Source organism: Pseudomonas sp. MPC6, from assembly GCF_006094435.1.
Classification (GTDB): domain Bacteria; phylum Pseudomonadota; class Gammaproteobacteria; order Pseudomonadales; family Pseudomonadaceae; genus Aquipseudomonas.
In genome coordinates this window covers 1,458,396-1,483,614 of record NZ_CP034783.1, presented here as the reverse complement: position 1 = coordinate 1,483,614, position 25,219 = coordinate 1,458,396, and the positions used below count along the sequence as shown (strand labels likewise).

At 60.4% G+C, this 25,219-nt stretch carries 21 protein-coding genes, 3 tRNA genes and 1 riboswitch; of the genes, 3 read left to right on the top strand and 21 right to left on the bottom strand.

What is annotated here, in order from left to right; translation table 11 throughout:
• Positions 1 to 448: 448 nt before the first annotated feature.
• The 7 genes from ELQ88_RS08900 to ltaE all read right to left on the bottom strand — a co-directional run bounded on the left by ELQ88_RS08900 (position 449) and on the right by ltaE (position 6,417).
• A tRNA-Arg gene (locus ELQ88_RS08900) sits at positions 449 to 525 on the bottom strand.
• A 71-nt stretch (positions 526 to 596) separates the two neighbouring features.
• Positions 597 to 673 (bottom strand) — tRNA-Arg (locus tag ELQ88_RS08895).
• 107 nt (positions 674 to 780) lie between these two features.
• A tRNA-Ser gene (locus tag ELQ88_RS08890) sits at positions 781 to 871 on the bottom strand.
• Positions 872 to 933: 62 nt separating this feature from the next.
• Positions 934 to 1,122, bottom strand: a complete 189-nt coding sequence (csrA, locus tag ELQ88_RS08885) for a carbon storage regulator CsrA (protein WP_002554426.1) — start codon at positions 1,120 to 1,122, stop codon at positions 934 to 936.
• Between the two features lie 186 nt (positions 1,123 to 1,308).
• Positions 1,309 to 2,550: an aspartate kinase gene (locus tag ELQ88_RS08880; protein WP_128869781.1), complete on the bottom strand. Its 1,242-nt coding sequence runs from the start codon at positions 2,548 to 2,550 to the stop codon at positions 1,309 to 1,311.
• Positions 2,551 to 2,641: 91 nt separating this feature from the next.
• Positions 2,642 to 5,266, bottom strand: a complete 2,625-nt coding sequence (alaS, locus tag ELQ88_RS08875) for an alanine--tRNA ligase (RefSeq protein WP_128869780.1) — start codon at positions 5,264 to 5,266, stop codon at positions 2,642 to 2,644.
• A gap of 146 nt (positions 5,267 to 5,412) precedes the next feature.
• Positions 5,413 to 6,417 (bottom strand): low-specificity L-threonine aldolase, encoded by a 1,005-nt coding sequence (gene ltaE, locus ELQ88_RS08870; protein ID WP_138964645.1) that lies wholly within the window; start codon positions 6,415 to 6,417, stop codon positions 5,413 to 5,415.
• A gap of 195 nt (positions 6,418 to 6,612) precedes the next feature.
• Positions 6,613 to 6,784, top strand: a riboswitch (FMN riboswitch).
• A 102-nt stretch (positions 6,785 to 6,886) separates the two neighbouring features.
• Here ltaE and ELQ88_RS08865 point away from each other — a divergent pair.
• Entirely contained in the window at positions 6,887 to 7,396 is a 510-nt protein-coding gene (locus ELQ88_RS08865) for a 6,7-dimethyl-8-ribityllumazine synthase (protein WP_128869779.1), read from the top strand.
• A gap of 111 nt (positions 7,397 to 7,507) precedes the next feature.
• Here ELQ88_RS08865 and astE read toward each other — a convergent pair whose 3' ends face one another.
• The 14 genes from astE to acs all read right to left on the bottom strand — a co-directional run bounded on the left by astE (position 7,508) and on the right by acs (position 23,831).
• On the bottom strand, positions 7,508 to 8,518 hold the full coding sequence (astE, locus tag ELQ88_RS08860; RefSeq protein WP_128869778.1) for a succinylglutamate desuccinylase: 1,011 nt from the start codon (positions 8,516 to 8,518) through the stop codon (positions 7,508 to 7,510).
• A gap of 12 nt (positions 8,519 to 8,530) precedes the next feature.
• Positions 8,531 to 8,818, bottom strand: coding sequence for a hypothetical protein (locus ELQ88_RS08855; protein ID WP_033056735.1), 288 nt, complete (start codon positions 8,816 to 8,818; stop codon positions 8,531 to 8,533).
• A 51-nt stretch (positions 8,819 to 8,869) separates the two neighbouring features.
• Positions 8,870 to 10,216, bottom strand: a complete 1,347-nt coding sequence (gene astB, locus ELQ88_RS08850) for an N-succinylarginine dihydrolase (protein ID WP_138964643.1) — start codon at positions 10,214 to 10,216, stop codon at positions 8,870 to 8,872.
• A 165-nt stretch (positions 10,217 to 10,381) separates the two neighbouring features.
• Positions 10,382 to 11,851, bottom strand: a complete 1,470-nt coding sequence (gene astD / locus ELQ88_RS08845; RefSeq protein ID WP_168187305.1) for a succinylglutamate-semialdehyde dehydrogenase — start codon at positions 11,849 to 11,851, stop codon at positions 10,382 to 10,384.
• Entirely contained in the window at positions 11,848 to 12,873 is a 1,026-nt protein-coding gene (gene astA / locus ELQ88_RS08840) for an arginine N-succinyltransferase (RefSeq protein WP_128869775.1), read from the bottom strand. The genes astD and astA overlap by 4 nt, the downstream gene beginning before the upstream one ends.
• An 85-nt stretch (positions 12,874 to 12,958) precedes the next feature.
• Positions 12,959 to 13,978, bottom strand: a complete 1,020-nt coding sequence (gene aruF / locus ELQ88_RS08835; protein WP_128869774.1) for an arginine/ornithine succinyltransferase subunit alpha — start codon at positions 13,976 to 13,978, stop codon at positions 12,959 to 12,961.
• A 248-nt stretch (positions 13,979 to 14,226) separates the two neighbouring features.
• Positions 14,227 to 15,447: an aspartate aminotransferase family protein gene (locus ELQ88_RS08830; RefSeq protein ID WP_138964641.1), complete on the bottom strand. Its 1,221-nt coding sequence runs from the start codon at positions 15,445 to 15,447 to the stop codon at positions 14,227 to 14,229.
• Positions 15,448 to 15,783: 336 nt separating this feature from the next.
• On the bottom strand, positions 15,784 to 16,764 hold the full coding sequence (argR, locus tag ELQ88_RS08825; RefSeq protein WP_128869772.1) for a transcriptional regulator ArgR: 981 nt from the start codon (positions 16,762 to 16,764) through the stop codon (positions 15,784 to 15,786).
• 257 nt (positions 16,765 to 17,021) lie between these two features.
• Positions 17,022 to 17,786 (bottom strand): ATP-binding cassette domain-containing protein, encoded by a 765-nt coding sequence (locus ELQ88_RS08820; RefSeq protein WP_128871670.1) that lies wholly within the window; start codon positions 17,784 to 17,786, stop codon positions 17,022 to 17,024.
• A gap of 27 nt (positions 17,787 to 17,813) precedes the next feature.
• Positions 17,814 to 18,926 (bottom strand): M14 family metallopeptidase, encoded by a 1,113-nt coding sequence (locus ELQ88_RS08815; RefSeq protein WP_138964639.1) that lies wholly within the window; start codon positions 18,924 to 18,926, stop codon positions 17,814 to 17,816.
• A gap of 1 nt (position 18,927) precedes the next feature.
• Complete coding sequence (locus tag ELQ88_RS08810) at positions 18,928 to 19,626, bottom strand: ABC transporter permease (protein WP_128871672.1); 699 nt, start codon at positions 19,624 to 19,626, stop codon at positions 18,928 to 18,930.
• Positions 19,623 to 20,312, bottom strand: a complete 690-nt coding sequence (locus ELQ88_RS08805; RefSeq protein ID WP_007943881.1) for an ABC transporter permease — start codon at positions 20,310 to 20,312, stop codon at positions 19,623 to 19,625. Before ELQ88_RS08805 ends, ELQ88_RS08810 begins: the two co-directional genes overlap by 4 nt.
• Positions 20,313 to 20,403: 91 nt before the next feature.
• Positions 20,404 to 21,177, bottom strand: a complete 774-nt coding sequence (locus ELQ88_RS08800; RefSeq protein ID WP_138964637.1) for an ABC transporter substrate-binding protein — start codon at positions 21,175 to 21,177, stop codon at positions 20,404 to 20,406.
• 698 nt (positions 21,178 to 21,875) lie between these two features.
• Entirely contained in the window at positions 21,876 to 23,831 is a 1,956-nt protein-coding gene (gene acs / locus ELQ88_RS08795) for an acetate--CoA ligase (protein ID WP_128871674.1), read from the bottom strand.
• Between the two features lie 438 nt (positions 23,832 to 24,269).
• Between acs and ELQ88_RS08790 the strand changes: the two genes are divergently transcribed.
• Together ELQ88_RS08790 and ELQ88_RS08785 are read left to right on the top strand one after the other, a co-directional pair.
• Positions 24,270 to 24,533, top strand: coding sequence for a DUF2790 domain-containing protein (locus tag ELQ88_RS08790; RefSeq protein ID WP_128871675.1), 264 nt, complete (start codon positions 24,270 to 24,272; stop codon positions 24,531 to 24,533).
• A gap of 188 nt (positions 24,534 to 24,721) precedes the next feature.
• Positions 24,722 to 25,036 carry a hypothetical protein gene (locus ELQ88_RS08785; RefSeq protein WP_138964635.1) on the top strand — a complete coding sequence of 105 codons (315 nt, stop codon included), beginning with the start codon at positions 24,722 to 24,724 and terminating at the stop codon, positions 25,034 to 25,036.
• The last annotated feature ends 183 nt before the right edge of the window (positions 25,037 to 25,219 follow it).

Here is a 25,219-nt window from a genome sequence, read left to right as displayed (position 1 = left end):
TACTGGGTAAGTCCATGGAGGTATTCCACAAGCCCCGGCGGGGCTGACGGGCGCAATGATACACCGCCCGACGGTTTTAAACGTTAAAAAATCGCGGGTGGAAACAAGCGGTTGCGAGATAAAGCTGAGCCCTGTCCTGATCCATGAAAATGCGACGACTTATCCCGGAAAGAAAACACACCACCGTCCAAAAATGCAGCGATCCCCCTTGGAAGGCTCCTCACGGAAGAACCTAAACCAACGCATCGTCCCCCCATGAGACAACAGGACATCAAAAGCGTCCCCGGCAAACCGGAGAAGATCGGGAATCAATTCGCGCACGCGCAGCCGTCCCAACCCCAGGCGAGGTCGTGGCGCACAGGCCAGAATTGAGAAGAGAAGATGCAACAGGAAAAAGCCAAATCCCAGACAGCAAAAAGCCCGCGTTAGACGCAGGCTTTTTGGTGTTTGGTGCACTCGACAGGATTCGAACCTGTGACCGCTCGGTTCGTAGCCGAGTACTCTATCCAGCTGAGCTACGAGTGCATTTGTGTTTTTATACCAGATCACAACTGGTTGGAGCCAAGTCATTCGCATTGCTGCAAACAACCCTTAAATGGTGCACTCGACAGGATTCGAACCTGTGACCGCTCGGTTCGTAGCCGAGTACTCTATCCAGCTGAGCTACGAGTGCATTTGTTGCCGCGCATTATAGGCCGTCTAATCTCTATGTCAAACACTTTTTCTAGTAACTTCAACAACTTACCGAAAAAGCCAGATTACAACGTACTACGCAAATAATGGCGGAGAACGGGGGATTCGAACCCCCGACACCCTTTTGAGGTGTACTCCCTTAGCAGGGGAGCGCCTTCGGCCACTCGGCCAGCTCTCCGCAACACGGGGCGTATATTAACCAGCTTCTTCCCCGTTTGCAAACATAAAAAACGATAAAAATTAATGGCTTGGTTCTTCGTCCTTCTCTTTCTTTATACGCAGGTAAATTTCCTCACGATGGACCGCAACCTCTTTCGGGGCGTTGACACCGATGCGCACTTGATTTCCTTTGACGCCGAGCACGGTCACGGTGATTTCTCCATCACCGATAATCAGGCTTTCTGCGCACCGACGAGTCAGAATCAGCATACCTTTCTCCTCACGCATTTCATTTCAGGGACAACCGTCTGCAAAAAAAAGGCACCCGACCTACAACCGGAGCGATCGTAGCCCTACATGCCTGAGTATTGACTAGCGCAAGCAAAAGAACAGCTTGGAGTCACACCATTCGAAAAAACAAAGGGCGCGGTCAGACCGCGCCCTTTGGCAAACGCATCACTCGCCCTGGCGGGCCGGTGCGTCCAGTTCGAAAGCCGTGTGCAGCGCGCGCACAGCCAGTTCCAGGTACTTCTCTTCGATCACCACGGAGACTTTGATTTCCGAGGTCGAGATCATCTGGATGTTGATCGTTTCCTTGGCCAGTGCTTCGAACATGCGGCTGGCGACGCCTGCGTGGGAGCGCATGCCAACGCCGACGATCGACACCTTGGCGATCTTGGTGTCGCCGATGACTTCACGGGCACCCAGCTCGCCAGCGGTTTTTTCCAGCACGGTCTGCGCCGCCTGGTAGTCGTTGCGGTGCACGGTGAAGGTGAAGTCGGTGGTGTTATCGTGCGCAACGTTCTGCACGATCATGTCGACTTCGATGTTCGCGGCGCTGATCGGGCCGAGAATCTTGAAGGCAACGCCCGGGATGTCTGGCACGCCACGGATGGTCAGCTTGGCTTCATCGCGGTTGAAAGCGATACCGGAAATGATCGGCTGTTCCATGGATTCCTCTTCATCAATAGTAATGAGGGTGCCCGGACCCTCCTTGAAGCTGTGCAGTACGCGCAGCGGAACGTTGTACTTGCCGGCGAACTCGACCGCACGGATTTGCAACACCTTGGACCCGAGGCTGGCCATTTCCAGCATCTCTTCGAAGGTGATCTTGTCCAGGCGCTGAGCCACGGGCACGACGCGCGGGTCGGTGGTGTAGACACCGTCGACGTCGGTGTAGATCTGGCATTCGTCAGCCTTCAGGGCTGCCGCCAGCGCCACGCCGGTGGTGTCGGAACCGCCACGCCCGAGGGTGGTGATGTTGCCGTGTTCGTCGACGCCCTGGAAACCGGCGACCACCACCACACGACCCGCCTTCAGGTCACCGCGAATCTTCTGGTCGTCAATCTGCAAGATACGCGCTTTATTGTGCGCGCTGTCCGTCAGGATCCGCACCTGGTTGCCGGTGTAGGACACCGCTGGCACGCCACGCTTGATCAGCGCCATGGCCAGCAATGCAATAGTCACCTGCTCGCCGGTGGAGACGATCACATCCAGCTCACGGGGAACCGGTTGGCCGTCGCCACTGATTTTCCTGGCCAGATCGATCAGACGGTTGGTTTCGCCGCTCATTGCCGACAGCACGACCACCAGGTCATCGCCGGCATCGCGGAATTTCTTAACCTTGTCGGCGACCTGTTCGATTCTCTCGACGGTGCCGACCGAGGTGCCTCCAAATTTCTGTACGATCAAAGCCATTTCAAAGCCGCCTCTGCCCATGAAGGGCGCCCAAATAATCACTCAAACAGCCTGCCGGCCCGCCACTAGACTGCGGGCCGGACACACTGCCTTATAAACCCTGCTCTACAAAAGGAACAGTCAGGGCCAATGCAGCATCCAGTGCGCCAGCGTCTACACCACCGCCTTGCGCCATGTCTGGACGACCACCGCCCTTCCCGCCCACTGCCGCAGCGGCTTGCTTCATCAAATCACCGGCTTTGAGTTGGCCAGTCAGGTCTTTGGTCACGCCAGCAACCAGCACGACCTTTTCCTCGTGGACACTGCCGAGCAGGATCACTGCGCGGCCGAGTTTGTTTTTCAGTTGATCGACCAGCGCCAGCAGCGCCTTGCCATCCTGACCGTCCAGACGCACGGCCAGCACTTTCACGCCTTTGACGTCCAGCGCGGAAGCCGACAGATCGTCGCCCGCCGCGCTGGCAGCCTTGGCCTGCAACTGCTCGAGTTGCTTCTCCAGCAGGCGGTTGCGCTCCAGCACAGCCGACAGCTTGTCGATCAGGTTGTCGCGGCTGCCCTTGACCAGGTTGGCCGCTTCCTTGAGTTGTTCTTCAGCCGCGTTCAAGTAGGCCAGTGCAGCGGCACCCGTGATCGCTTCGATACGACGCACGCCGGAGGCCACACCGCCTTCGCTGACGATTTTCAACAGGCCGATGTCGCCGGTACGGTTGACGTGGATACCACCGCACAGCTCGACGGAGAAATCGCCGCCCATGCTCAGGACGCGCACGCTGTCGCCGTACTTCTCGCCGAACAGCGCCATGGCGCCTTTTTGCTTGGCGGTTTCGATGTCGGTTTCTTCGGTTTCAACCGCGGAGTTCTTGCGGATCTCGGCGTTGACGATGTCTTCCAGCGCCTTCAACTGCTCAGGCTTGATGGCTTCGAAGTGGCTGAAGTCGAAGCGCAGGCGCTGACTGTCGACCAACGAGCCTTTCTGTTGAACATGCTCGCCCAGCACCTGGCGCAACGCGGCGTGCAGCAAGTGCGTCGCCGAGTGGTTCAGCGAGGTGGCGTGACGCACGTCGGCATCGACATGCGTCTCGACCGGCGCGCCAATGGTCAGGCTGCCCGATGCCAGCACGCCGTGGTGCAGGAACGCACCGCCGGTCTTGGTGGTGTCGCGCACGTCAAAACGCGCGCTGCCGACCTGCAGGAAACCGCAGTCGCCAATCTGACCGCCGGATTCAGCGTAGAACGGCGTCTGATTCAGTACGACCACGCCCTCTTCGCCTTCGCTCAATACGTCGACCGACTGCCCATCCTTATACAGGCCAACGACTTTCGCCGAACCGCTGGTGGCGGTGTAGCCGGTGAACTCGGTCGCCACATCAACCTTGACCAGGCTGTTGTAGTCCATGCCGAAGGAACTGGCGGAACGGGCACGGACGCGCTGGGCTTCCATTTCGCGCTCGAAGCCCGCTTCATCGATGGTCAGGCTGCGCTCGCGAGCGATGTCGCCGGTCAGGTCCATCGGGAAGCCGTAGGTGTCGTAGAGCTTGAACACGACATCGCCCGGCACCACGTCGCCTTTGAGTTCGGCCAGGTCTTGCTCGAGGATTTTCAGGCCCTGCTCCAGGGTCTTGGCGAACTGCTCTTCTTCGGCCTTCAGGACACGCTCGATGTGCGCCTGCTGGGACGTCAGCTCAGGGAAGGCTTCGCCCATCTCGGCAACCAGCGCCGCAACGATCTGGTAGAAGAAGCTGCCCTTGGCCCCCAGTTTGTTGCCGTGACGGCAGGCGCGACGGATGATCCGGCGCAGCACGTAGCCACGGCCTTCGTTGGACGGCAGCACGCCGTCGGCAATCAGGAAGCCGCACGAACGGATGTGGTCGGCCACGACTTTCAGGGAAGCCTGGTCGTCGTTGGTGCAACCGATGGCCTTGGCCGAAGCGCTCAGCAGGCTCTGGAACAGGTCGATTTCATAGTTGGAGTGAACGTGCTGCAGCACCGCACTGATCCGCTCCAGGCCCATGCCGGTGTCGACCGACGGTGCCGGCAGCGGGTGCAACACGCCATCGGCAGTGCGGTTGAACTGCATGAACACGTTGTTCCAGATCTCGATGTAACGGTCGCCGTCTTCTTCCGGCGAGCCTGGCGGGCCGCCCCAGATGTCGGCGCCGTGATCGTAGAAAATCTCGGTGCAAGGACCGCACGGGCCGGTATCGCCCATGGTCCAGAAGTTGTCGGACGCATACGGCGCGCCTTTGTTGTCGCCGATGCGAACCATGCGCTCGGCCGGAACCCCGATTTCCTTGGTCCAGATGTCGTAGGCTTCGTCATCGCTGGCGTAGACCGTGACCCAGAGCTTTTCTTTCGGCAGGTTCAGCCACTGCTCGGAGGTCAGGAAGTTCCAGGCGTAGCTGATCGCGTCGCGCTTGAAATAATCGCCGAAGCTGAAGTTACCCAACATTTCGAAGAAAGTGTGGTGACGGGCGGTATAACCGACGTTTTCCAGGTCGTTGTGCTTGCCGCCGGCGCGCACGCATTTCTGACTCGAGACGGCGCGGGTGTACGCGCGCTTTTCCTGGCCCAGGAAGCAGTCCTTGAACTGGTTCATCCCCGCGTTGGTGAACAGCAGGGTTGGGTCGTTGCCCGGAATCAAAGAGCTGGAGGCTACACGGGTGTGGCCTTGCTCTTCGAAGAAGCGAAGGAAGGCTTCACGGATTTCTGCGCTTTTCATTAGGTTCTTCCACGGAGGCTGCGGCCAAAGGCCTGTGCGAAACGTCAACAGACGAAGCGACGGCAAAGGGCCGCATTATATCGGCCCTGCGCGCGGGGTACAGCGTGTTTATACGATAGAAACGGTCAATTGGACGGCTAACGCTGTCAGTTGCGCGAAAACTCGACGAATGCCGCGACGACCTGCCCGATCTGGACGCGACTGACGTCCATATGCGTGACCATTCTCAGGCGGCCTGCCGCACTGAGCTTGATTCCGCGTTCGGCGGCGAAGGTTTTGATCGCCTCGGCCTTGTCGCCCATCTGTACGTAGACCATGTTGGTCTGCACCGGCTCGACGTCATAACCGGCCTTTCGCAGGCCCTCAGCCAGAATCTGGGCATTGGCGTGATCGTCGGCCAGACGCTGCACGTTGTGATCCAGAGCATACAGCCCCGCCGCCGCCAGGATCCCGGCCTGACGCATGCCGCCGCCGACCATCTTGCGCAGGCGGCGCGCCTTGGCGATCAACTCCACCGTACCACAGAGCACCGAACCGACCGGCGCGCCCAGCCCTTTGGACAGACAGACCGACACGGAATCGAAATGCCGGGTGATTTCCCGCGCGTCGACGCCCAGCTTGACCGCCGCGTTGTACAGCCGCGCGCCGTCCAGGTGCAGGACCAGGCCCTGCTCTTGCGTAAAGCGTCGAGCCTGGGCCAGATACGCCAGCGGCAATACCTTGCCTTGCATGGTGTTTTCCAGCGCCAGCAGGCGAGTGCGGGCGAAATGGAAGTCGTCCGGTTTGATCGCGGCGGCAACCTGGGACAGATCCAGCGAACCGTCGGCCTGCACGTCCAGTGGCTGCGGCTGGATCGACCCCAGCACCGCCGCGCCGCCCCCCTCGTACTTATAGGTGTGGGCTTGCTGGCCGACAATGTATTCGTCACCGCGCTCGCAGTGCGCCATCAGGCCCAGCAAGTTGCTCATGGTGCCCGTCGGCACAAACAGCGCCGCCGCAAAACCCAGCCGTTTTGCCACTTCGGCTTCCAGACGATTGACCGTCGGATCTTCGCCATAAACGTCGTCACCGGTGGCCGCGGTGGCCATTGCGTGGAGCATCCCGGCGGTCGGTTGGGTGACAGTGTCGCTGCGAAGATCGATAACGCTCATGAATCTGGCCTCGGTAAACAGGGGAAATCCCTTTCAGGGTGGAATTACTGCGGTCATGGCGACAAATAATCAACCCTTGACCAGGAAAAGGCTGCGCGAGCCAACCATAAAGTCGATAGCAATCATCAGATAGCAGCCATGCACATCTGAGAAATATGTGGTAAAAAAGCTGCGTCGCCAAATAATCTGGCGGCAAAACGTTCTCAGGGCGGGGCGCAACTCCCCACCGGCGGTAATTGCACGCAACGTGCATAGCCCGCGAGCGCTTGGCGACAGTTATGGCTTCGGCGGTGATTGGCGACAAGGTCAGCAGACCCGGTGTGATCCCGGGGCCGACGGTCATAGTCCGGATGAAGAGAGAACGGGATTGGCGCCAAAGGGCCGTCCGCAGGCACTCATGCGAGCGTGCGTACCCTTAAATCCCATTCGATTCATAAGCCCTGTTTTTTACACAAACAGGAATCAGAACATGCAACCCACCGCAATCGATAGCAAAAGTAAAAACCATCACGGCGAGCGCGTTGCGTTCATCCAGGCCTGCTGGCACAAGGATATCGTCGATCAGAGCCGTAAAGGCTTCGTCGCCGAAATGATTGCTCAGGGTTATCAGGAATCAGAGATCGATTTCTTCGAAGTCGGCGGCGCCTTTGAAATCCCGCTGCACGCCAAACTGCTGGCCAAGTCCGGCCGTTATGCCGGCATCGTCGCCGCGGGCCTGGTGGTCGATGGCGGCATCTATCGCCACGAATTCGTCGCCCAGTCGGTCATCAGCGGGCTGATGCAGGTGCAGCTGGAAACCGAAGTACCGGTGTTCTCGGTGGTTTTGACCCCGCACCACTTCCATGCTGGCGAAGAACATCAGAAATTCTTCTTCGAGCATTTCGTGCATAAAGGGCAGGAAGCGGCGAAGACCTGTGCGGATACGTTGCACAAGATGCGGATGTTGCGTCGTAGTGAGCCACGCGCGGTAGCGGTCTAAACGCAAAAACCTGTAGGAGCTGGCTTGCCAGCGAATGCGGCGGCATGGTCAACATAGATGTGACTGATACACCGCCTTCGCCGGCAAGCCGGCGCCTACAGAGGTTCTGTGTCAGGCCAGGTTTTCGTCGGTGGTCGGCACGATCAGGATCCCGGCACGCAGGCCGTTCTTGACCTTGGGGTTCGGGAAGATGATCCGGGCGCCCTCCTCCTCGATGATCCAGCGCGTCTGGGCGATGTCTTCCGCCAGCAGATAACCCACTTCCAACTCCGAAAAGTTCTCGATATCCACCGGCAGGTTCAGGCGGAAGCTATCGCTGTGCTTGATGATTTCCCGCGCCACGCTGAACAGCTGCAGGCCGTCCAGCGCCGCTTCGGTCGGTGGCGGTTCGTTGCCTTCGATGATCTGTTTGAGGCGGGTTTCCAGCAAGTCGACGTTGACGCCATCGTTCTGCCCGAACGGCCGCGCCTTGCCCAACTCCAGGGTAAAGGACTCGGCACCGAGCTTGTCGTAGGTGTAGGAACTGAACACGATGGACGGCTTGTTCTGCAGCAGCACCGCTTCCATGCCGGCGGCGCGCAGGCGAGCCAGTTCCTGGCGAGAATGCTGGCGACCTTCTTTCCAGGGGTACAACGCGAACTGCTCGATTTTCGAACCGCGAATCGCCGTGTGCAGGTCGTAGTGCAGGCGGTTGCGATCCGGCAGGCTGAAGAAACTGGCCGCCAGCCGCTCCAGTTCACAAGCCCGCAGGGCTTCGGAGCCGCTGGTTTGTTCATGTCGGCCATTGAACAGCCGATTGACGTCCTGCTCGATGAAACGCTCGCCCTTGCGAATCGCCTCGGGGTTGCCGAACAGGAACAGAATTCGTGCGCGCGGTTTGACGTCTCCGCGGGCGATGTCATGCAACAGGCGGTCGAGCAACTCGATCGGCGCTGTTTCGTTGCCATGGATGCCGGCTGACAGCAGCAGGTCCAGGCCATTGTCGCGCACTTCAGGTGGCCGGACTTCCAGCGCCCCCTCGCTCAACCAGCGCATCCGCACGCCTTCGACAGTCAGTTGAGTCTTCTCCGCCGGTTCGCGGCCGGCGAGGGTCAGTTCAAGCAGTTTGCCGAGGGCGAGCATAGAGCGATTTCCTTAGTGGTCGTGTGCGCAATCCGGGCCGTGCACGTGGTCTTCGTCACCGACTTCGGCCGGTTCCATTTCCAGTTGCAGACTTACCAGATTAGTTGCCAATGGGCGCAGCAGCAGGTTGGCGTATTCAGCGTCACCTTCTTCGACGTCCACCCCGATCAGCAGTTGGCCGCGGCCATCCTGCTGGATCCACAGCTCTTTGCCTTGCCACATGACCGCGACGCGGGTGCAGGACGTTTCCAGTTGCGTGCCGTCGGTGTCTTCAAGGATCAGCTGCAGGGTATCGCTCATGTTTTTTTACGCTCTCTAAAGGAGATGAGTCGGCGCATGCAGCGCCGGCTTTCAATTGATCTGGAATGGATAAACCGCGCCCAGTTTAAGGATTTGTGTCAGTTCATCCAGTGCCGTCCGGCACTCAAGCAGCAATTGCGGGTCCGCGAGATCATTTTCGGTCATGCGGTCGCGGTAGTGCTTGTCGACCCATGCGGTCAACGTGCCGTACAACGGTGCCGTCATGATAACGCCTTGGTTGACGGCCGCCAGTTCGGTTTCGTTGAGTGCGACACGCAACCGCAGGCAAGCCGGGCCACCGCCGTTCTGCATGCTCTGCTTGAGATCGAATACTTTGACTTCGCGGATCAGGCCGCCGGAACTGGTCAAGCCTTGCAGGTACTGCCAGACCCGCTCGTTGCCACGGCACTCTTCCGGCACGATCAAGAGCATGGTGCCGTCAGCACGTGTCAGCAACTGGCTATTGAACAAGTAGGAGCGAACCGCGTCTTCCACAGTGACCGCGGAACGCGGTACACAGATCGACTGAAATTTCCCACCGACCCTGGCGAGTTTGCCCTGCAGTTCAGCCAGCATCTGCTCGGTGTCGAGGAACGCGTCCTCGTGATAGAACAGCACCTCACCGTTACCCACCGCGATCACGTCGTTGTGGAACACGCCCTGATCGATGACCGAAGGGTTTTGCTGGGCGTATACCACGCCTTCATCGCTCAAGCCGTGCAGGCGGGCAACTGCCTGGGAGGCTTCGAGGGTCTGGCGCGCCGGGTACTTCTGCGGTGCCGGGTAGCGGGTATCGAACGCACTGCGGCCGAACACGAAGAACTCGACGCCGGCTTCGCCGTATTCACGGCAGAAACGGGTGTGGTTGGCGGCGCCTTCGTCACCAAACTGCGCCACGGCCGGCAAGGCGGCGTGGTGCGCGAAATGCTGCTGGTTCGCGAACATCGCCCCCAGCACGCGGCTGGTGGTCGGGTGCTCGATGCTGCGGTGATATTTGCAATTGAGGTTGGCGGCGGTGAAATGCACGCGACCGTCGGCCGTGTCGGCACTTGGGCTGACCGTGGCGGCGTTGGCCACCCACATGCTCGACGCCGAGCAGCTGGCAACCAACAACGGCATGGCGTCCTTGGCGGCCTGCTCGATCACTTGCGCGTCGGTGCCGCTGAAACCCAGGCGGCGCAGGGCGGCTACATCAGGGCGTTCCTGGGGTGCCAGCACGCCTTGTTGAAAGCCCATTTCCATCAGCGCTTTCATTTTCGCCAGGCCTTGCAGCGCCGCTTCCTTCGGGTTCGAGGACTGCTGGCTGTTGCTCTGGGACGCGACGTTGCCGTAGGACAGACCGCCGTAGTTATGGGTCGGCCCCACTAGACCGTCAAAATTGACTTCATAGGATTTCATCAGCGAGGCTCCACGAGAATCTGTTGTTATAGGCATCGGGTAACAATTCAATATGACCGAGGCGCGGCCTTCGCGGGCAAGCCTCGCGCCTACAGGTTTGTGGTGTGCGCCGCTCACGTGAACGACACAAAACCTGTAGGCGCGAGGCTTGCCTGCGAATGGGCGTTACGCCATTTTCACGCCAGGCGTGAGAGTCGCTGGCAACACCAGGCTCGGGGTTTCCAGCGAGGCCACCGGGTATGCGCAGTAATCCGCGGCATAGTAAGCGCTGGCGCGGTGGTTGCCCGAGGCGCCGACGCCGCCGAAGGGTGCGCTGCTCGCGGCACCGGTCAGCTGTTTGTTCCAGTTGACGATGCCCGCGCGGCTTTCCAGCCAGAACTGCTGATAACGCGCTTCGGAATCCGACAGCAGACCCGCCGCGAGCCCATAGTCGGTGTCGTTGGCTTCAGCGATCGCTGCTTCAAAGTCAGCGTAGCGGATCACTTGCAGCAACGGGCCGAACAGCTCTTCGTCAGGACGATCGGCTACCGCGGTGACGTCTACAATACCCGGGGTCAGCAAAGCGGCCTGGGCTTGCGGCTGGGTCATTTCCAGCAGCGCCACGGCGCCATTGGCCAGCAGGTGTTCTTGCGCTTCCATCAGGGCTTTCGCCGCGCCGAGGGAAATCACCGAGCCCATGAACGGCGCCGGTTGCTGGTCGAAAGGGCCGACCTCAATGGTCGAGCTGACTTCCACCAGACGCGCCAGCAGTGCATCGCCCCAGGCACCTTGCGGCACCAGCAAGCGGCGGGCACAGGTGCAACGCTGGCCGGCAGAGATGAACGCCGACTGGATGATGGTGTAGACAGCCGCATCGAGATCAGCCACTTCATCGACCACCAGCGGATTGTTACCGCCCATCTCCAGCGCGAGGATCTTGTCCGGACGGCCGGCAAACTGCTGGTGCAGGTGATTGCCGGTGCGGCTGGAGCCGGTGAAGAACAGGCCGTCGATGCCCGGGTTCGCCGCCAGGGCGATCCCGGTTTCGCGCGCACCTTGCAGCAGGTTCAACACGCCCGCCGGCAGGCCGGCTTCGATCCAGCACTTGACCGTCAGCTCGGCGACTTTCGGCGTCAGCTCGCTCGGCTTGAACAGCACGCTGTTACCGGCCAGCAGCGCCGGCACGATGTGACCATTGGGCAAGTGCCCCGGGAAGTTGTAAGGCCCGAATACCGCCACCACGCCGTGTGGCTTGTGGCGCAATACGGCGGTGGCGTCACCCAGGGGGCCGCTCTTCTCGCCGGTACGTTCGCGGTAGCTCTGCACCGAGATCGCAATCTTGTTGACCATGCTGGTGACTTCGGTCGCCGATTCCCACAGCGGCTTGCCGGTTTCCTCACCGATGGTGCGCGCCAGTTCATCCGCGTGATTTTTCAACGCGGCGGCAAACGCCTCCAGCACGCTGATGCGCTCTTCCAGGGTGCGCCGCGCCCAGCCCGGGAAAGCTTGACGCGCGGCTTGCACGGCCGATTCGACCTGCGCGGTGGTGGCGCCTGCGCCGTCCCACAGCACCTGTTGGGTCACCGGGTTCAGCGACTGGAAGGCTTCACCCTGACCGGCCAGCCATTCACCTGCGATGTATAGCGAATTCATTATTTCGACTCCCGAGCAGCGGACAACGGCACGGCGCGCACTTGATCGCCGGCGTTGAGTTGAAGACGTTTGGCGGTCAGCGGATCGACCACCAAGGTGCCGGCGGCGAAGCGTGCGGGAGCGGCCGTGATCCGACAGTCCTCGCGCTTGCGGTTGTGAATCAGGAAAGGCGTGGCGTCGTCACCCGGGGTGCCGATGGCCAAGACCAGCGCCTGGCTGTCGCGCACCGCACGGATCTTGCCGGTTTCGCACTCCACCGCAGGGCCGGCGTCGAAGATGTCGACGTAGCCTTGATAGCTGAAGCCTTCGCTCTTGAGCATCGACAGCGCCGGCTCGGTGTCCGGGTGAACCTGGCCGATCACGTTGCGCGCGTCTGGCGACAGGAAGCAGGTGTACAGCGGGAATTTCGGCATCAATTCGGCGATGAACGCCTTGTTGCCCACGCCGGTCAGGTAATCGGCCTGGCTGAATTCCATCTTGAAGAAGTGCCGGCCCAGGCTTTCCCAGAACGGCGAACGCCCGGCGGCGTCGGACATGCCACGCATCTCGGCGATGATCTTGTTGCCGAACAGCTGCGGGAACTCGGCGATGAACAGCATCCGCGCCTTGGCCAGCATGCGACCGTTGAGGCCGGTACGGTAATCGGCATGCAGGAACAGCGAGCACAGCTCGGAGTTGCCGGTCAGGTCGTTGGCCAGGAACAGCGTCGGGATCTCGCGATAGATATTCAGTTCCTGGGAAGCACTGACGGTCAGGCCGACCCGGAAGTTGTACCAGGGCTCACGCAGGCCAACGGCGCCGGCGATGGCAGAAATGCCCACCACCCGGCCGTTGTCGTCTTCGAGCACGAACAAGTAGTCCGCATCGCCCCGCCCGGCTTCGCCGCGAAAGGTCTTCTCGGCCCAGCCGACCCGATGGGCCAGCCGCTCTTCGTTGGCCGGCAAGGTGGTCAGGCCGGTACCGGTGCTGCGGGCCAGGTCGATCAGAGCGGGTAAATCGCTGCTGCGTACGGGACGAACGATCATGCTATCTCCTCAAACGGGCCGCTTGCGCCACCCGCGAAACTTCGCTGCTTTTCCAAGCATTGTTTTCCAGCTGTGGCAGCAGTCGTCAGACCGCCACCAGGCGCACGCTGGCACCTTCACCGACGCCCAGGGCTTCGGCGGCTTCCAGATCCAGGGTCACGGGTTTGCCCGGCGCATAATCGAGCTCGAGCAACACCGCGCGGTAATCCTGCAACTGGGCGTTGGCCACCAGGTACTGACGACCGGCACCTTTGACCGGCTCACCGATTTTCACCGGGACCACACGGCTCTGGGCGATCGAGCGGATCCCCGAGACACGGGCATGCAAGGTCGGGCCGCCGTCGAAAATGTCGATGTAGTGATCGGTCTCGAAGCCTTCGCGCATCAGGATGTCGAACGTGATCTGCGCCCGCGGGTGCACCTGGCCCATCGCCTCTTGCGCGGAGTCCGGCAGCAGCGGCACATAAATCGGGTAATGCGGCATCAGCTCGGCCAGGAAGGTCCGGCTCTTCAGCCCGCACAAACGCTCGGCTTCGGCGTAATTGAGGTCGAAGAAGTTGCGACCGATGGCGTCCCAGAACGGCGAGTCGCCATGTTCGTCGCTGTAACCGACGATCTCGGTCACCACCGAATCGGCAAACCGCTCCGGATGGCTGGCCACGAACAGCAAGCGCCCACGGGAGTTGAGTTCCGACCAGGCCGAACCCACCAGCTCCGGCAGCACGTAGAAACTGGTCAGCAAGCTGTTGCCGGTGAGGTCGTGGCACTGGGAGAGCACGTGGATCTTGTTATGAATCTTCAGCTCGCGGGAGGCGTGCACGAAGGTTTCATTGCGAAAGCTGTAGAACGGCTCGGAATAACCGGCCGAGGCCACGATCGCCGAGCACCCGGCCAGTTTGCCGGTGGTGGAGTCTTCGAGGACGAAGAAATAGCTCTCTTCGCCGTTGAAGCTGACTTCGGCGGCGAACGAGGCTTCGCTCGCGGCGATCTTGTCTCTCAGGCGTTCAACGTCATCCGGCAAGGAAGTGACACCAATCGGGCTGTCCGCAGCCAGACGCTGTACCTCGCCCAGATCAGCCATTTGCGCGGGGCGCATCACCAGCATGGTGTCACTCCTTAATCAAGAAACAGGTCGACCCGATTGGCCGACGGGGGGAAAAAATACCGGGGTTGCCCTGACACGCCGCCCCTATGTAGGAGCTGGCTTGCCAGCGAAGAGGCCCGAAAGCATTACGGCGATCTATCGGCCGCCTTCGCTGGCAAGCCAGCTCCTGCACAGGGGGTGATGCGTCTGGACTGGCCCGGCATAAAAATTGGGTTCGACGCCTGAATGTTCAGGCGTCGAAGGGTCTATCAGGCTTGCGTCAGTTTTGCCGCGGCGCGCTCGAAACGGTCCAGGCCTTCGTCGATATCGGCATCTTCCACCACCAGGCTCGGGGCGAAACGCACCACGTCCGGGCCGGCTTGCAGAATCATCAGGCCTTCTTTCTCAGCGGCGTTGAAGATGTCCTTGGCCTTGCCTTTCCAGGCATCGTTCAGCACACAACCGATCAACAGGCCCAGACCGCGGACCTGGGTGAACAGGCCGTACTTCTCGCCGATCTGCTCCAGGCGCGCCTTGAATTTGTCGTGCTTGGCGTTGACGCCGGCCAGCACTTCAGGGGTGTTGACCACGTCGATCACCGCTTCGGCGACCGCACACGCCAGCGGGTTGCCGCCGTAGGTGGTGCCGTGGGTGCCGACGACCAGGTGTTTGGCCAGGTCTTCGGTGGTCAGCATCGCCGCGATCGGGAAACCGCCGCCCAGGCTCTTGGCGCTGGTCAGGATGTCCGGGACCACGCCGTAATGCTGGTAGGCGAACAGCTTGCCGCTGCGGCCCATGCCGGTCTGCACTTCATCGAAAATCAGCAGCGCGTTGTGCGCGGTGCACAGGTCACGGGCGCCTTGCAGGTACTCGAGTTCGGCCGGGATCACGCCGCTCTCGCCCTGGATCGGTTCCAGCACCACCGCGCAGGTCTTGTCGGAAATAGCCGCTTTCAGCGCGGCCAGATCGTTGAACGGTACGTGGGTAATGCCGGTGATCTTCGGACCGAAGCCGTCGGAGTACTTCGACTGGCCACCGACGTTCACGGTGAACAGGGTGCGACCGTGGAAGCTGTTGAGTGCGGCGATGATTTCGTACTTCTCGCTGCCGAACCGGTCGAAACCGACGCGACGGGCCAGCTTGAAGGCGGCCTCGTTGGCTTCGGCGCCGGAGTTGCAGAAGAAGGCGCGCTCGGCAAAAGTCGCGTTGATCAGCTTATGGGCCAGGCGCAGGGCCGGCTCATTGGTGAATACGTTCGACACGTGCCACAGCTTGTTCGCCTGCTCGGTCAAGGCACCGACCAGCGCCGGGTGCGCATGGCCCAGCACGTTAACGGCGATCCCGCCGGCGAAGTCGATCAGCTCGCGGCCAGACTGGTCCCAGACGCGGGAACCGGCGCCACGCACGGGAATGAATGCGGCAGGCGCGTAGTTGGGAACCATTACCTGGTCGAAATCGGCGCGTTGTACCGCAGCGTGCTCAACGGACATCGGAGTCTCCTGAAGAGGAACACTCGCCTGAAACTGGCGAGCGATGAGGGGGATTGTAAGGACAGTTTTCAGCCCGGCCTTGCCGCCAAGCGACAACTTCTTATAGCGCAAACCCCGGTTTCAGCCGGGTTTACGGCAATGCGACAAATAGCGTCGCAAAGGCGCAGTTTAAACTGTCGCGTGCGCTTATAGGCAGTTCTGCGGAAAACCGATGCCCCCCCTGTAGGAGCTGGCTTGCCAGCGAGGGCGGTCCAGAGCCATGCACTGCCCTTGAGGACGCCTTCGCCGGCAAGCCGGCTCCTACAGGGGATAGCACAGGATGAACGGGCGCTGGAGTTAGCCGCGCTCGGAGGGCACCGACGACAATTCGAACGGACTGCTGCTGCGCCGCTGGTTGCGGTCTTCCCGCGGCGTGGCGCCGAAGAAGTTGCGGTAGGCGCTGGAGAAATGCGGCCCCGAGGAAAAGCCACACGACAAGCCGATCTGGATGATCGACTTGCTGGTTTGCATCAACATCTGCCGGGCCTTGTTCAGGCGCAGTTCCAGGTAGTACTGGCTCGGCACACGGTTGAGGTATTGCTTGAAGATGCGCTCCAGCTGCCGACGGGACACGCACACGTGCTGGGCAATTTCGTCGGTGGTCAGCGGCTCTTCGATGTTGGCTTCCATCAGCAACACTGCCTGGGTGAGCTTCGGATGGCTGGAACCGAGGCGGTTCTGCAGGGGAATGCGCTGGCGCTCGCCGCCTTCGCGGATGCGCTCCACCACCAATTCTTCCGAGACGGCGCCCGCCAGTTCGGCGCCGTGGTCACGGGCCAGCACCGCCAGCAACAGGTCCAGCACCGACAAGCCGCCGCACGCGGTCAGACGATCGCGATCCCAGTCGAACAGATGACTGGTGGCGATGACTTTCGGGAAGCGCTCGGCGAAATCGTCCTGCCAGCGCCAATGCACGGCGGCGCGATAACCGTCGAGCAAGCCAAGTTGCGCCAACGGGTAAACACCGGCCGACAGCCCGCCGATCACACAACCGGCGCGCACCAGTTGTTTCAGCGCACTGCTGAGCGCCGGAGTCAGCGCGGTCGGCGGCTCATCGGCGAGCAGGAACAGTTTCTGGAAATGCTCGAGCTTGCCGGCCCAGGGCTCACCCGGCAATTGCCAGGCACCTTCGGCCGGCGGTTCGGCCTGCAGGAACGACAGCTCGTAGACCACGTCCGGATGCACACGCTGGGCAACACGCAAGGCCTCCTCAGCCAGCGCCAGCGTCAATGCTTTAGTGCTGGGCCAAATCAGGAAACCAATTCGATGGGCAGTCATGGTGGGCAATCCGAAAACGAAAACAATGATGAAGGCACGGGGTCAATGCTAGCCCGTAAATGAACGCACATCTCAAAACCAACCCCGCCCCCCCTGTAGGAGCCCGGCTTGCCGGCGAAGGCGTCCTTGAGATCGCCTTCGCCGGCAAGCCTGGCTCCTACAGAGATCGCCTTCGCCGGCAAGCCGGCTCCTACAGGGGATCGGGGGCAGCCTTTAGATCAGGAAGCATGCACGATCCCGGTGCGTAACGGCAGCGATTACTTCAGGCTGCCCGAGAGGAATTGTTGCAAGCGTTCGGACTGTGGATTGACCAGCACCTCACGCGGGTTGCCGCTTTCTTCGACGACACCTTTGTGCAGGAACACCAGTTGATTCGACACTTCCCGGGCGAAGCCCATTTCGTGGGTCACCACCACCATGGTCCGGCCTTCGAGGGCCAGGGCCTGCATGACTTTCAGCACATCGCCCACCAGTTCCGGGTCGAGCGCCGAGGTCGGTTCGTCGAACAGCATCACTTCGGGCTCCATCGCCAGCGCCCGGGCAATCGCCACGCGCTGCTGTTCACCGCCGGACATGTGGCCCGGGTAAGCGTCCTTGCGATGCGCCACGCCGACCTTGTTCAGGTAGAGCTCGGCCTTCTCGCGGGCTTCGGCCTTGGACATGCCGAGTACGTGCACCGGCGCTTCCATGATGTTTTCCAACGCGGTCATGTGCGACCACAGATTGAAATGCTGGAACACCATCGACAGGCGCGAACGCATGCGTTGCAGCTGTTTCGGGTCGGCCGCCTTCAGCGCGCCTTCCTTGTTCGCCACCAGCTTCAGCTCTTCGTTGTTGAGCAGAATCCTGCCGGCGTGCGGCTGCTCGAGCAGGTTGATGCAACGCAGGAACGTACTTTTGCCGGAGCCACTGGAGCCGATGATGCTGATCACATCGCCAGCCGCCGCTTTCAGGGACACGCCCTTGAGCACTTCGTGACTGCCATAGCGTTTATGCAGGTCTTGGACTTCAAGTTTGTACATGCGGTCGGTTCTCACAAAAACAGTCAGTCAGTCGTTGAGCAAGCGCCCGTGACGCAGCGCTTCGCGCCCCGCCACCTTGGCCAGCCAGAAACCGGGTTGGGCATAACGCAGCCGTTCAATGGCAAACAGCACCCCGGACGTACCAGCACACACCGTGCTGACCCGATCCGATAACGGATCGATCACTTCGAAAATCTCGTCGCCGGCATCAACCCATTCGCCGGGCTTGCGCAAAAAGCTGATCACGCCAGGGTGCGGCGCGAACAGCAATTCGGTGCCCTCGAACGGCATGCCTTCGCAGGCTTCTCGCGCAGGCTTCGGCCATTCGCCGCTGATCAAGCCTTGCTCGGCGAGGAACGCCAGAATGCCTTCGGCGTAAGCTTGCGCTTCAACCCGACCGGTGTCGGCCTGCCCACCCAGTTCAAGGGTAGTCGCCAGGCAGGCCAGCGGAATCTGCGCGTCCGGGAACAGACGCGACAGGCGCAGCCACGGCAGCGAACAGGCTTCGTCGAAGGAACTGCCGCCGGATTCTTCCGCCAGCAACCCCACCTTCACGTCCAGGTGCGCGGCGAGGGAACGCCACTGCGGCCAGTGCTGCGGCAAGGCGTACATGTGCAGCGCCGCGTCGGTATCGCAATGCAAGTCCAGCACCACGTCGGCGGTGCAGGCATGGCTGAGCAACACGCGCTGCATGCCCTGCAACTGACTCGCGGCCGGCGGCAAAGCGTCGAGCAGGTCGCTCATGGTCTGACGGATCAAGCGGATATTGGCGTGGGGATCATCACCCAGATGCCCATCCAGCTCGGCAGCCACCGACGCGCTCAGCTCGACGAAATCCCGGTTGAAATTCTTGCCGCTGCCTGCCTCGAAACGACCCTGATGATTGCCCTGAAGCAGTTGGCCGAGGCCTATGGGATTGGCCACCGGCACCAGCTCGATCACACCGTTGAGCAAGCCCTGGGCTTCGAGTTCGGCCAGGCGCTTTTTCAGCTCCCAGGCCGTGCGCATCCCCGGCAATTCATCGGCGTGCAGGCTGGCCTGAATGTAGGCCTTGCGCTCGCCACCACCGAAGCGGAACACCGAAATCTGGCGTTCGCTGCCCAGGTTGCTCCACGGCAATGCATGGTCGATGCGTTCCATATCAGTGCTTCCGCGGGGCCAGATAGCCCAGCCAGCGGCGTTCGGCCAGTTTGAACAGCTTCACCAGAATGAAGGTCAGGCACAGGTAGAACACACCCGCCGTGATGTAGGCCTCGAACGGCAAGTAGAACTGGGCATTGACCGTGCGCGCGGCACCGGTGATGTCGATCAGGGTCACGATGGACGCCAGACTGGTGGTCTGCAGCATCATGATCACTTCGTTGCTGTACTGCGGCAGCGCCCGGCGCAGGGCCGATGGCAGCAGGATGCGCTTGTACATCTTGTAGCGCGACATGCCCATGGCCTTGGCCGCTTCGATCTCGCCGTTCGGCGTGGCGCGCAGACTGCCGGCAATGATTTCAGCGGTGTAGGCGCTGGTATTGATCGCGAACGCCAGGCACGCACAGAACGTGGCGCTGGACAGCCATGGCCACAGGAAGCTTTCACGTACCGCTTCGAACTGCGCCAGACCGTAGTAGATCAAAAACAGCTGCACCAGCATCGGCGTGCCGCGGATCACGTAGGTGAAGAGCCAGGCCGACATGTTGACGACCGCATTCTTCGAGACGCGCATCAGGCCCAGCGGCAAGGCCGCCAACAGACCGAAAAACAGCGACAGCGCGAGCAATTTCAGGGTGGTCACCAAACCGCCGAAGTACAGCGGCAATGACTCCCAAATGACGTTGTAGTCGAAGATCATAGATCAGCCGCCCTTACGCCTACCGAGTAGCGCTTCTCAAGGTGACGCAATGCCAGCAACGAGACACTGGTGATCACCAGGTACATCGCCGCCACTGCGAGGAAGAAGGTGAAAGGCTCGCGGGTGGCATCGGCCGCCTGCTTGGCCTTGAACATCATGTCTTGCAGACCTACCACCGAAATCAGCGCAGTGGCCTTGGTCAATACCAGCCAGTTGTTGGTGAAACCCGGAATCGCCAGGCGAATCATCTGTGGTACCAACACCCGGAAGAACACCTGAAAACTGCTCATGCCGTACGCCATGCCGGCTTCTGCCTGACCTTTGGGGATCGCCATGAACGCACCACGGAAAGTTTCCGACAGGTACGCACCGAAGATGAAGCCCAAGGTGCCGATACCGGCGGCCAACGGGTTCAGGTCGATGTAGTCGTCAAAACCAAGCAGCGGTGCGACGCGGTTGAGCAGGTCCTGCCCCCCGTAGAAAATCAGCAGGATCAGCACCAGGTCGGGAATCCCGCGGATCACCGTGGAATACAGGTCGCCCAGCCAGGCCAGCCAGCGGATCGGAGACAGACGCAGCGCAACGCCGATCAGACCCAGAACAATCGCCAGGACCATGGACGACAAGGCGAGCTGAAGCGTCAGCCAAGCGCCATCGAGGATGACAGCCCCGTAGCCTTTCAACATGATTCAGGTCCTCGAAAAGGGGGATGAAAAAATGGCGCAAACCTCAGAGATCCTGCTGCTTGCGCCATTTCGGACGTGTCGCCGGGGCGGATTACTTGCCGTAGATATCGAAGGCGAAGTACTTGTCCTGGATTTGCTGGTACTTGCCGCTTGCACGAATGGCAGTGATCGCGGCGTTGATCTTGTCTTTCAAGGCGTCGCCTTTGCGCACTGCGATGCCGATACCGTCGCCGAAGTACTTCTCGTCGGTGAAGGCCGGGCCAACGAAGGCGAAACCTTTGCCGGCGTCGGTTTTCAGGAAACCGTCATCCAGCAGCGTAGCGTCTGCCACGGTGCCGTCGAGGCGACCGGCCGCGACATCGAGGTAGATTTCGTTCTGCGAACCGTAAGGCTTGATCTCGGCACCCAGCGGGGCCAGGACTTCGCGGGCGAAACGCTCGTGGATCGAACCGCGCTGCACGCCGATGTTCTTGCCCTTGAGCTCAGCCAGGCTGTCGCTGACCGGGGTGCCGGCCTTCATCACCAGGCGCGCCGGGGTGTTGTAATACTTGTTGGTGAAGTCCACGGACTTCTTGCGGTCTTCGGTGATCGACATGGACGACAGGATCGCGTCGATCTTGCGCACCTTGAGGGCCGGGATCAGGCCGTCGAACTCTTGTTCGACCCAGGTGCACTTGACCTTCATCTCTTCGCACAGGGCGTTGCCGATGTCGTAGTCGAAACCCACGATGCTGCCGTCCGGCGCTTTGGAAGCGAACGGAGGGTAAGCCGCTTCGATACCGATTTTCAGCGGCTTTTCATCAGCGAACGTTGGCAGGGACAGCACGGAAAGTGCCAGGGCGCCAAGCAGCACGAGTTTCTTCATCTTGGGACTCCATCGGTAAAGGGCTAAAACGGCAGAGTGAGCGACAGCCCAATATGCGAATGAATAGAACCGCAAAGCAGTGCTGCGTCCTGGAAAACCCCTGTTGAATTCAACACGAGCAACGACGAGCGAGTGATCGGCATTCTAACGACAGGCCCGAAGCCGATATTTCTTCAATGCGACAACAAATTACAGATGCACCGAGAAAGCCGTTCGGGCGCGTTGACAGCCTTGCAATTTCATGCAAGAGCAAAAGACAGAGAACCGATCAAAGTTGCAAATTGCGGGCCTATTATTGGCAAAGCCTTCTAATCCGGCAAGTGTAGCGTTGGGTCTTATTTTTTATGGGTGCTGAAGTGCCCCGGGAACGGGATATTGCGTTTCTCAATGCCCCGTATTGGCGCCAGCGGTTACACATTTAGTTACTTGAAGGGTAGCGGGTAACAGTAAGAAACGGACTACGGGCGAAGCCGATAATTATTGGTTCGTTGTTTATGCGGCGCCTGACAGGTCGCCTTCGCGGGCAAGCCCGCTCCCACAGGGTTTTCGGGATAGATTGCGATTGCATTCACACCACAAATCCCTGTGGGAGCGGGCTTGCCCGCGAAGAGGCCAGTACAGACAACACAAAAACCCCAGACAAAAAAAGCCCCACCAGGCGCATACCTGACGGGGCTTCATTGACTCAAGAACCGCCGTTAAGCGACGTTCATCGTCCTATGCTCATCAATCAAATGCTGCACCACACCCGGATCCGCCAGGGTGGAGATATCCCCCAACCCATCGTACTCAGCGGTCGCAATCTTGCGCAGAATCCGGCGCATGATCTTGCCCGAACGCGTCTTCGGCAACCCCGGCGCCCACTGGATGACATCCGGCGAAGCAATCGGGCCAATCTCTTTGCGCACCCAGTTTTTCAGTTCCAGGCGCAATTGCTCGGTCGGCTCTTCACCAGCGATCAGCGTGACATAGACATAAATGCCCTGCCCCTTGATGTCATGCGGCACACCGACCACCGCCGCCTCGGCGACTTTCGGGTGGGCGACCATCGCGCTTTCGATCTCGGCCGTGCCCATGCGGTGCCCGGACACGTTGAGCACGTCATCCACACGCCCGGTGATCCAGTAGTAACCGTCTGCGTCACGACGGGCACCGTCACCGGTGAAATACATGCCGCGGAAGGTCTTGAAGTAGGTGTCGACGAAACGGTCATGGTCGCGATACAGGGTACGCGCCTGGCCTGGCCACGAATCGAGAATCACCAAGTTGCCCTCGGCCACGCCTTCGATGATGTTGCCCAGGTTGTCCACCAGGGCCGGCACCACGCCGAAGAACGGACGCGCCGCAGAACCCGGCTTCAGGCCGTGTGCACCCGGCAACGGGCTCATCAGGGTGGCGCCGGTTTCGGTCTGCCACCAGGTGTCGACGATCGGGCAACGGGACTGACCGACGTTCTTGTAGTACCAATCCCAGGCTTCCGGATTGATCGGCTCACCGACCGAACCCAGCAGACGCAGGCTGCTGCCATCGGCGCCTTCGACAGCGGCGGTGCCCGAGGCCATCATTGCGCGGATCGCGGTCGGCGCGGTGTAGAGGATATTGACCTTGTGCTTGTCGACGATCTTCGCCACCCGGGTGATGTCCGGATAGTTCGGTACGCCTTCGAACAGCAACGTGGTCGCGCCGTTGGCCAGCGGGCCGTAGACGATGTAGGTGTGGCCGGTGATCCAGCCGACGTCGGCGGTGCACCAGTAGACTTCGCCCGGGCGGTAGTCGAACACGCGCTCGTGGGTCATGGCCGCATACAGCAGGTAACCGCCGGTGGTGTGCTGCACGCCCTTGGGCTTGCCGGTGGAACCGGAGGTGTAAAGGATGAACAGCGCTTCTTCGGCGCCCATCTCTTTTGGCGCGCACACGCTGCCCGCCACTTTCATCAGGTCTTCGTACCAGATGTCGCGATGCTGGTTCCACTTGATGTCGCCACCGGTGCGCTGGCACACGATGACCTTCTGCACGCTGCTGGTTTCCGGGTTGGTCAGCGCGTCATCGACGTTGGACTTGAGCGGGATCTTCTTGCCGGCACGCAGGCCTTCGTCGGCCGTGATCACCACTTTGGAGCGGCAATCGATGATGCGACCGGCCAGGGCTTCCGGCGAGAAGCCACCGAACACCACCGAGTGGATCGCGCCGATCCGGGTGCAGGCCAGCATGGCGACCACGGCTTCGGGGATCATCGGCATATAGATAGTCACCACGTCGCCGCGGTGCACATCCTGGCCGCGCAAGGCGTTGGCGAACTTGCAGACTTCTTCGTGCAATTGGCGGTAGGTGATGTTGCGGCTTTCGGCCGGGTTATCCCCTTCCCAAATGATCGCGACCTGATCGCCGCGCTCGGCCAGATGACGGTCGAGGCAGTTGTAGGAAACGTTGAGGGTGCCGTCGGCAAACCACTTGATGTCGACATGGTGATCGTCGAACGAGGTCTGTTTCACCGTGGTGAAAGGCTTGATCCAGTCGAGGCGCTTGGCTTGCTCGCGCCAGAAGCCATCCGGGTTGACGACGGACTGCTGGTACATGGCCTTGTAGGTCGCCTCATCAGTCAGCGTGTTGGCCGCAACCTCGGGACGAACGGGATACAGGGAAGCCGCACTCATCTTTCTTACCTCGGTGGAATAGTTGTTTTTGTATGACCCAGTTGTAGCCGGACCGGGCCTATAGAACCATTCGACGATGGTAGTAACAAGCCCCTACAAATTAGTGTGGTAAGCCCGAAATACGTACGCAACCCCTGTAGGAGCCGACTTGCCGGCGAATGCGGCGCACCTGAAAAACCACGTCGTCAAGATCGCCAGCCAACCGGCTCCTACAACGCTATCCAGGGATTGTTACAAAATTCGCCAAAAGTGTTTATCAAAACCCCACCTATATGAATGCCAACCCCACGCCTAAAATCCACCTCGCCAACAAGGCAACGCGATTAACCAAGTTGCAGCCCCCACGAAGGCAGTTAATCCAAAACCCGGTAACCCGCTCCACACGCAACCCCCAAAAGGTTGCGTGACCCCACTCGACCTTTAAAAGGTAAACCTGAAATGAAAGCTTTATTAGTTCTGGCCCTCAGCAGCCTGTGCGCAACCGCCATGGCAGATGGGGTTCCGACTGATGTCGCACAGCAGCAAATCGCCATCGAGGAATACACTTACTCCACCGACCTGGACATCGCCAAAGTCATCTCGATGAGCGAAATCCCCAACGTCTGCGAAGTTGTTCCGGCCAAAATGGAATACGACGACTCCAAAGGTCAGCGCCACATCCTGCGTTACAGCGTCATGGGCAACGGCTGCTCCAACGGCTGATCACCCGCCCTCTCCTTTCCAAGGTTCGACCCATCCGCCCGCGGTTCAAGGCAGATGAAGCGCCGAACCTTTTATATCGAATTATTCGATTATTTTTAGCGTTTATTTGCGCTTTTTAATCAAAATAGTCGGCGTAGTATCAATTCCACACCCAAGGCACACAACGCCAACGAACCTGGAGCACTCACATGAAAGCCAAACTGATCATCGCCCTGACCCTCTCCGTCCTGGCCGCCAACACCTTTGCCGCCGACGGCTACGACCGCACTGGCTCGGCTGCTTACACCACCTCGGCAGCTGTCGCTTCTGACGGTTACGACCATACCGGCTCGGCTAACTTCGCCGCCGACGGTGCCGATCACGTCGGTGCGGGCAAACTCGCTTCCGACGGTTTTGATCACACTGGCGCCGCCAAAGTCGCCGCTGACGGCTTCGATCACACCGGTGCCGCCAAGGTCGCTGCCGATGGTGCCGATCACGTGGGTGCTGGTCGCCTGAGCTGATCCTCGAGCGTGACTAACAGCCCGACTTCGGTCGGGCTTAGTTGTGTCTGGAGCTACGTAAAAACGGCCAAAAACACAAGATGTAGTAAAAATCGTGATTTTCTGGCTGTTTTTTGAACAAAAAAGATCTGCGTTAAATTTTATGAAAAAAAAACTGCACCCGTGATCGCTGCCAAAGCCCTG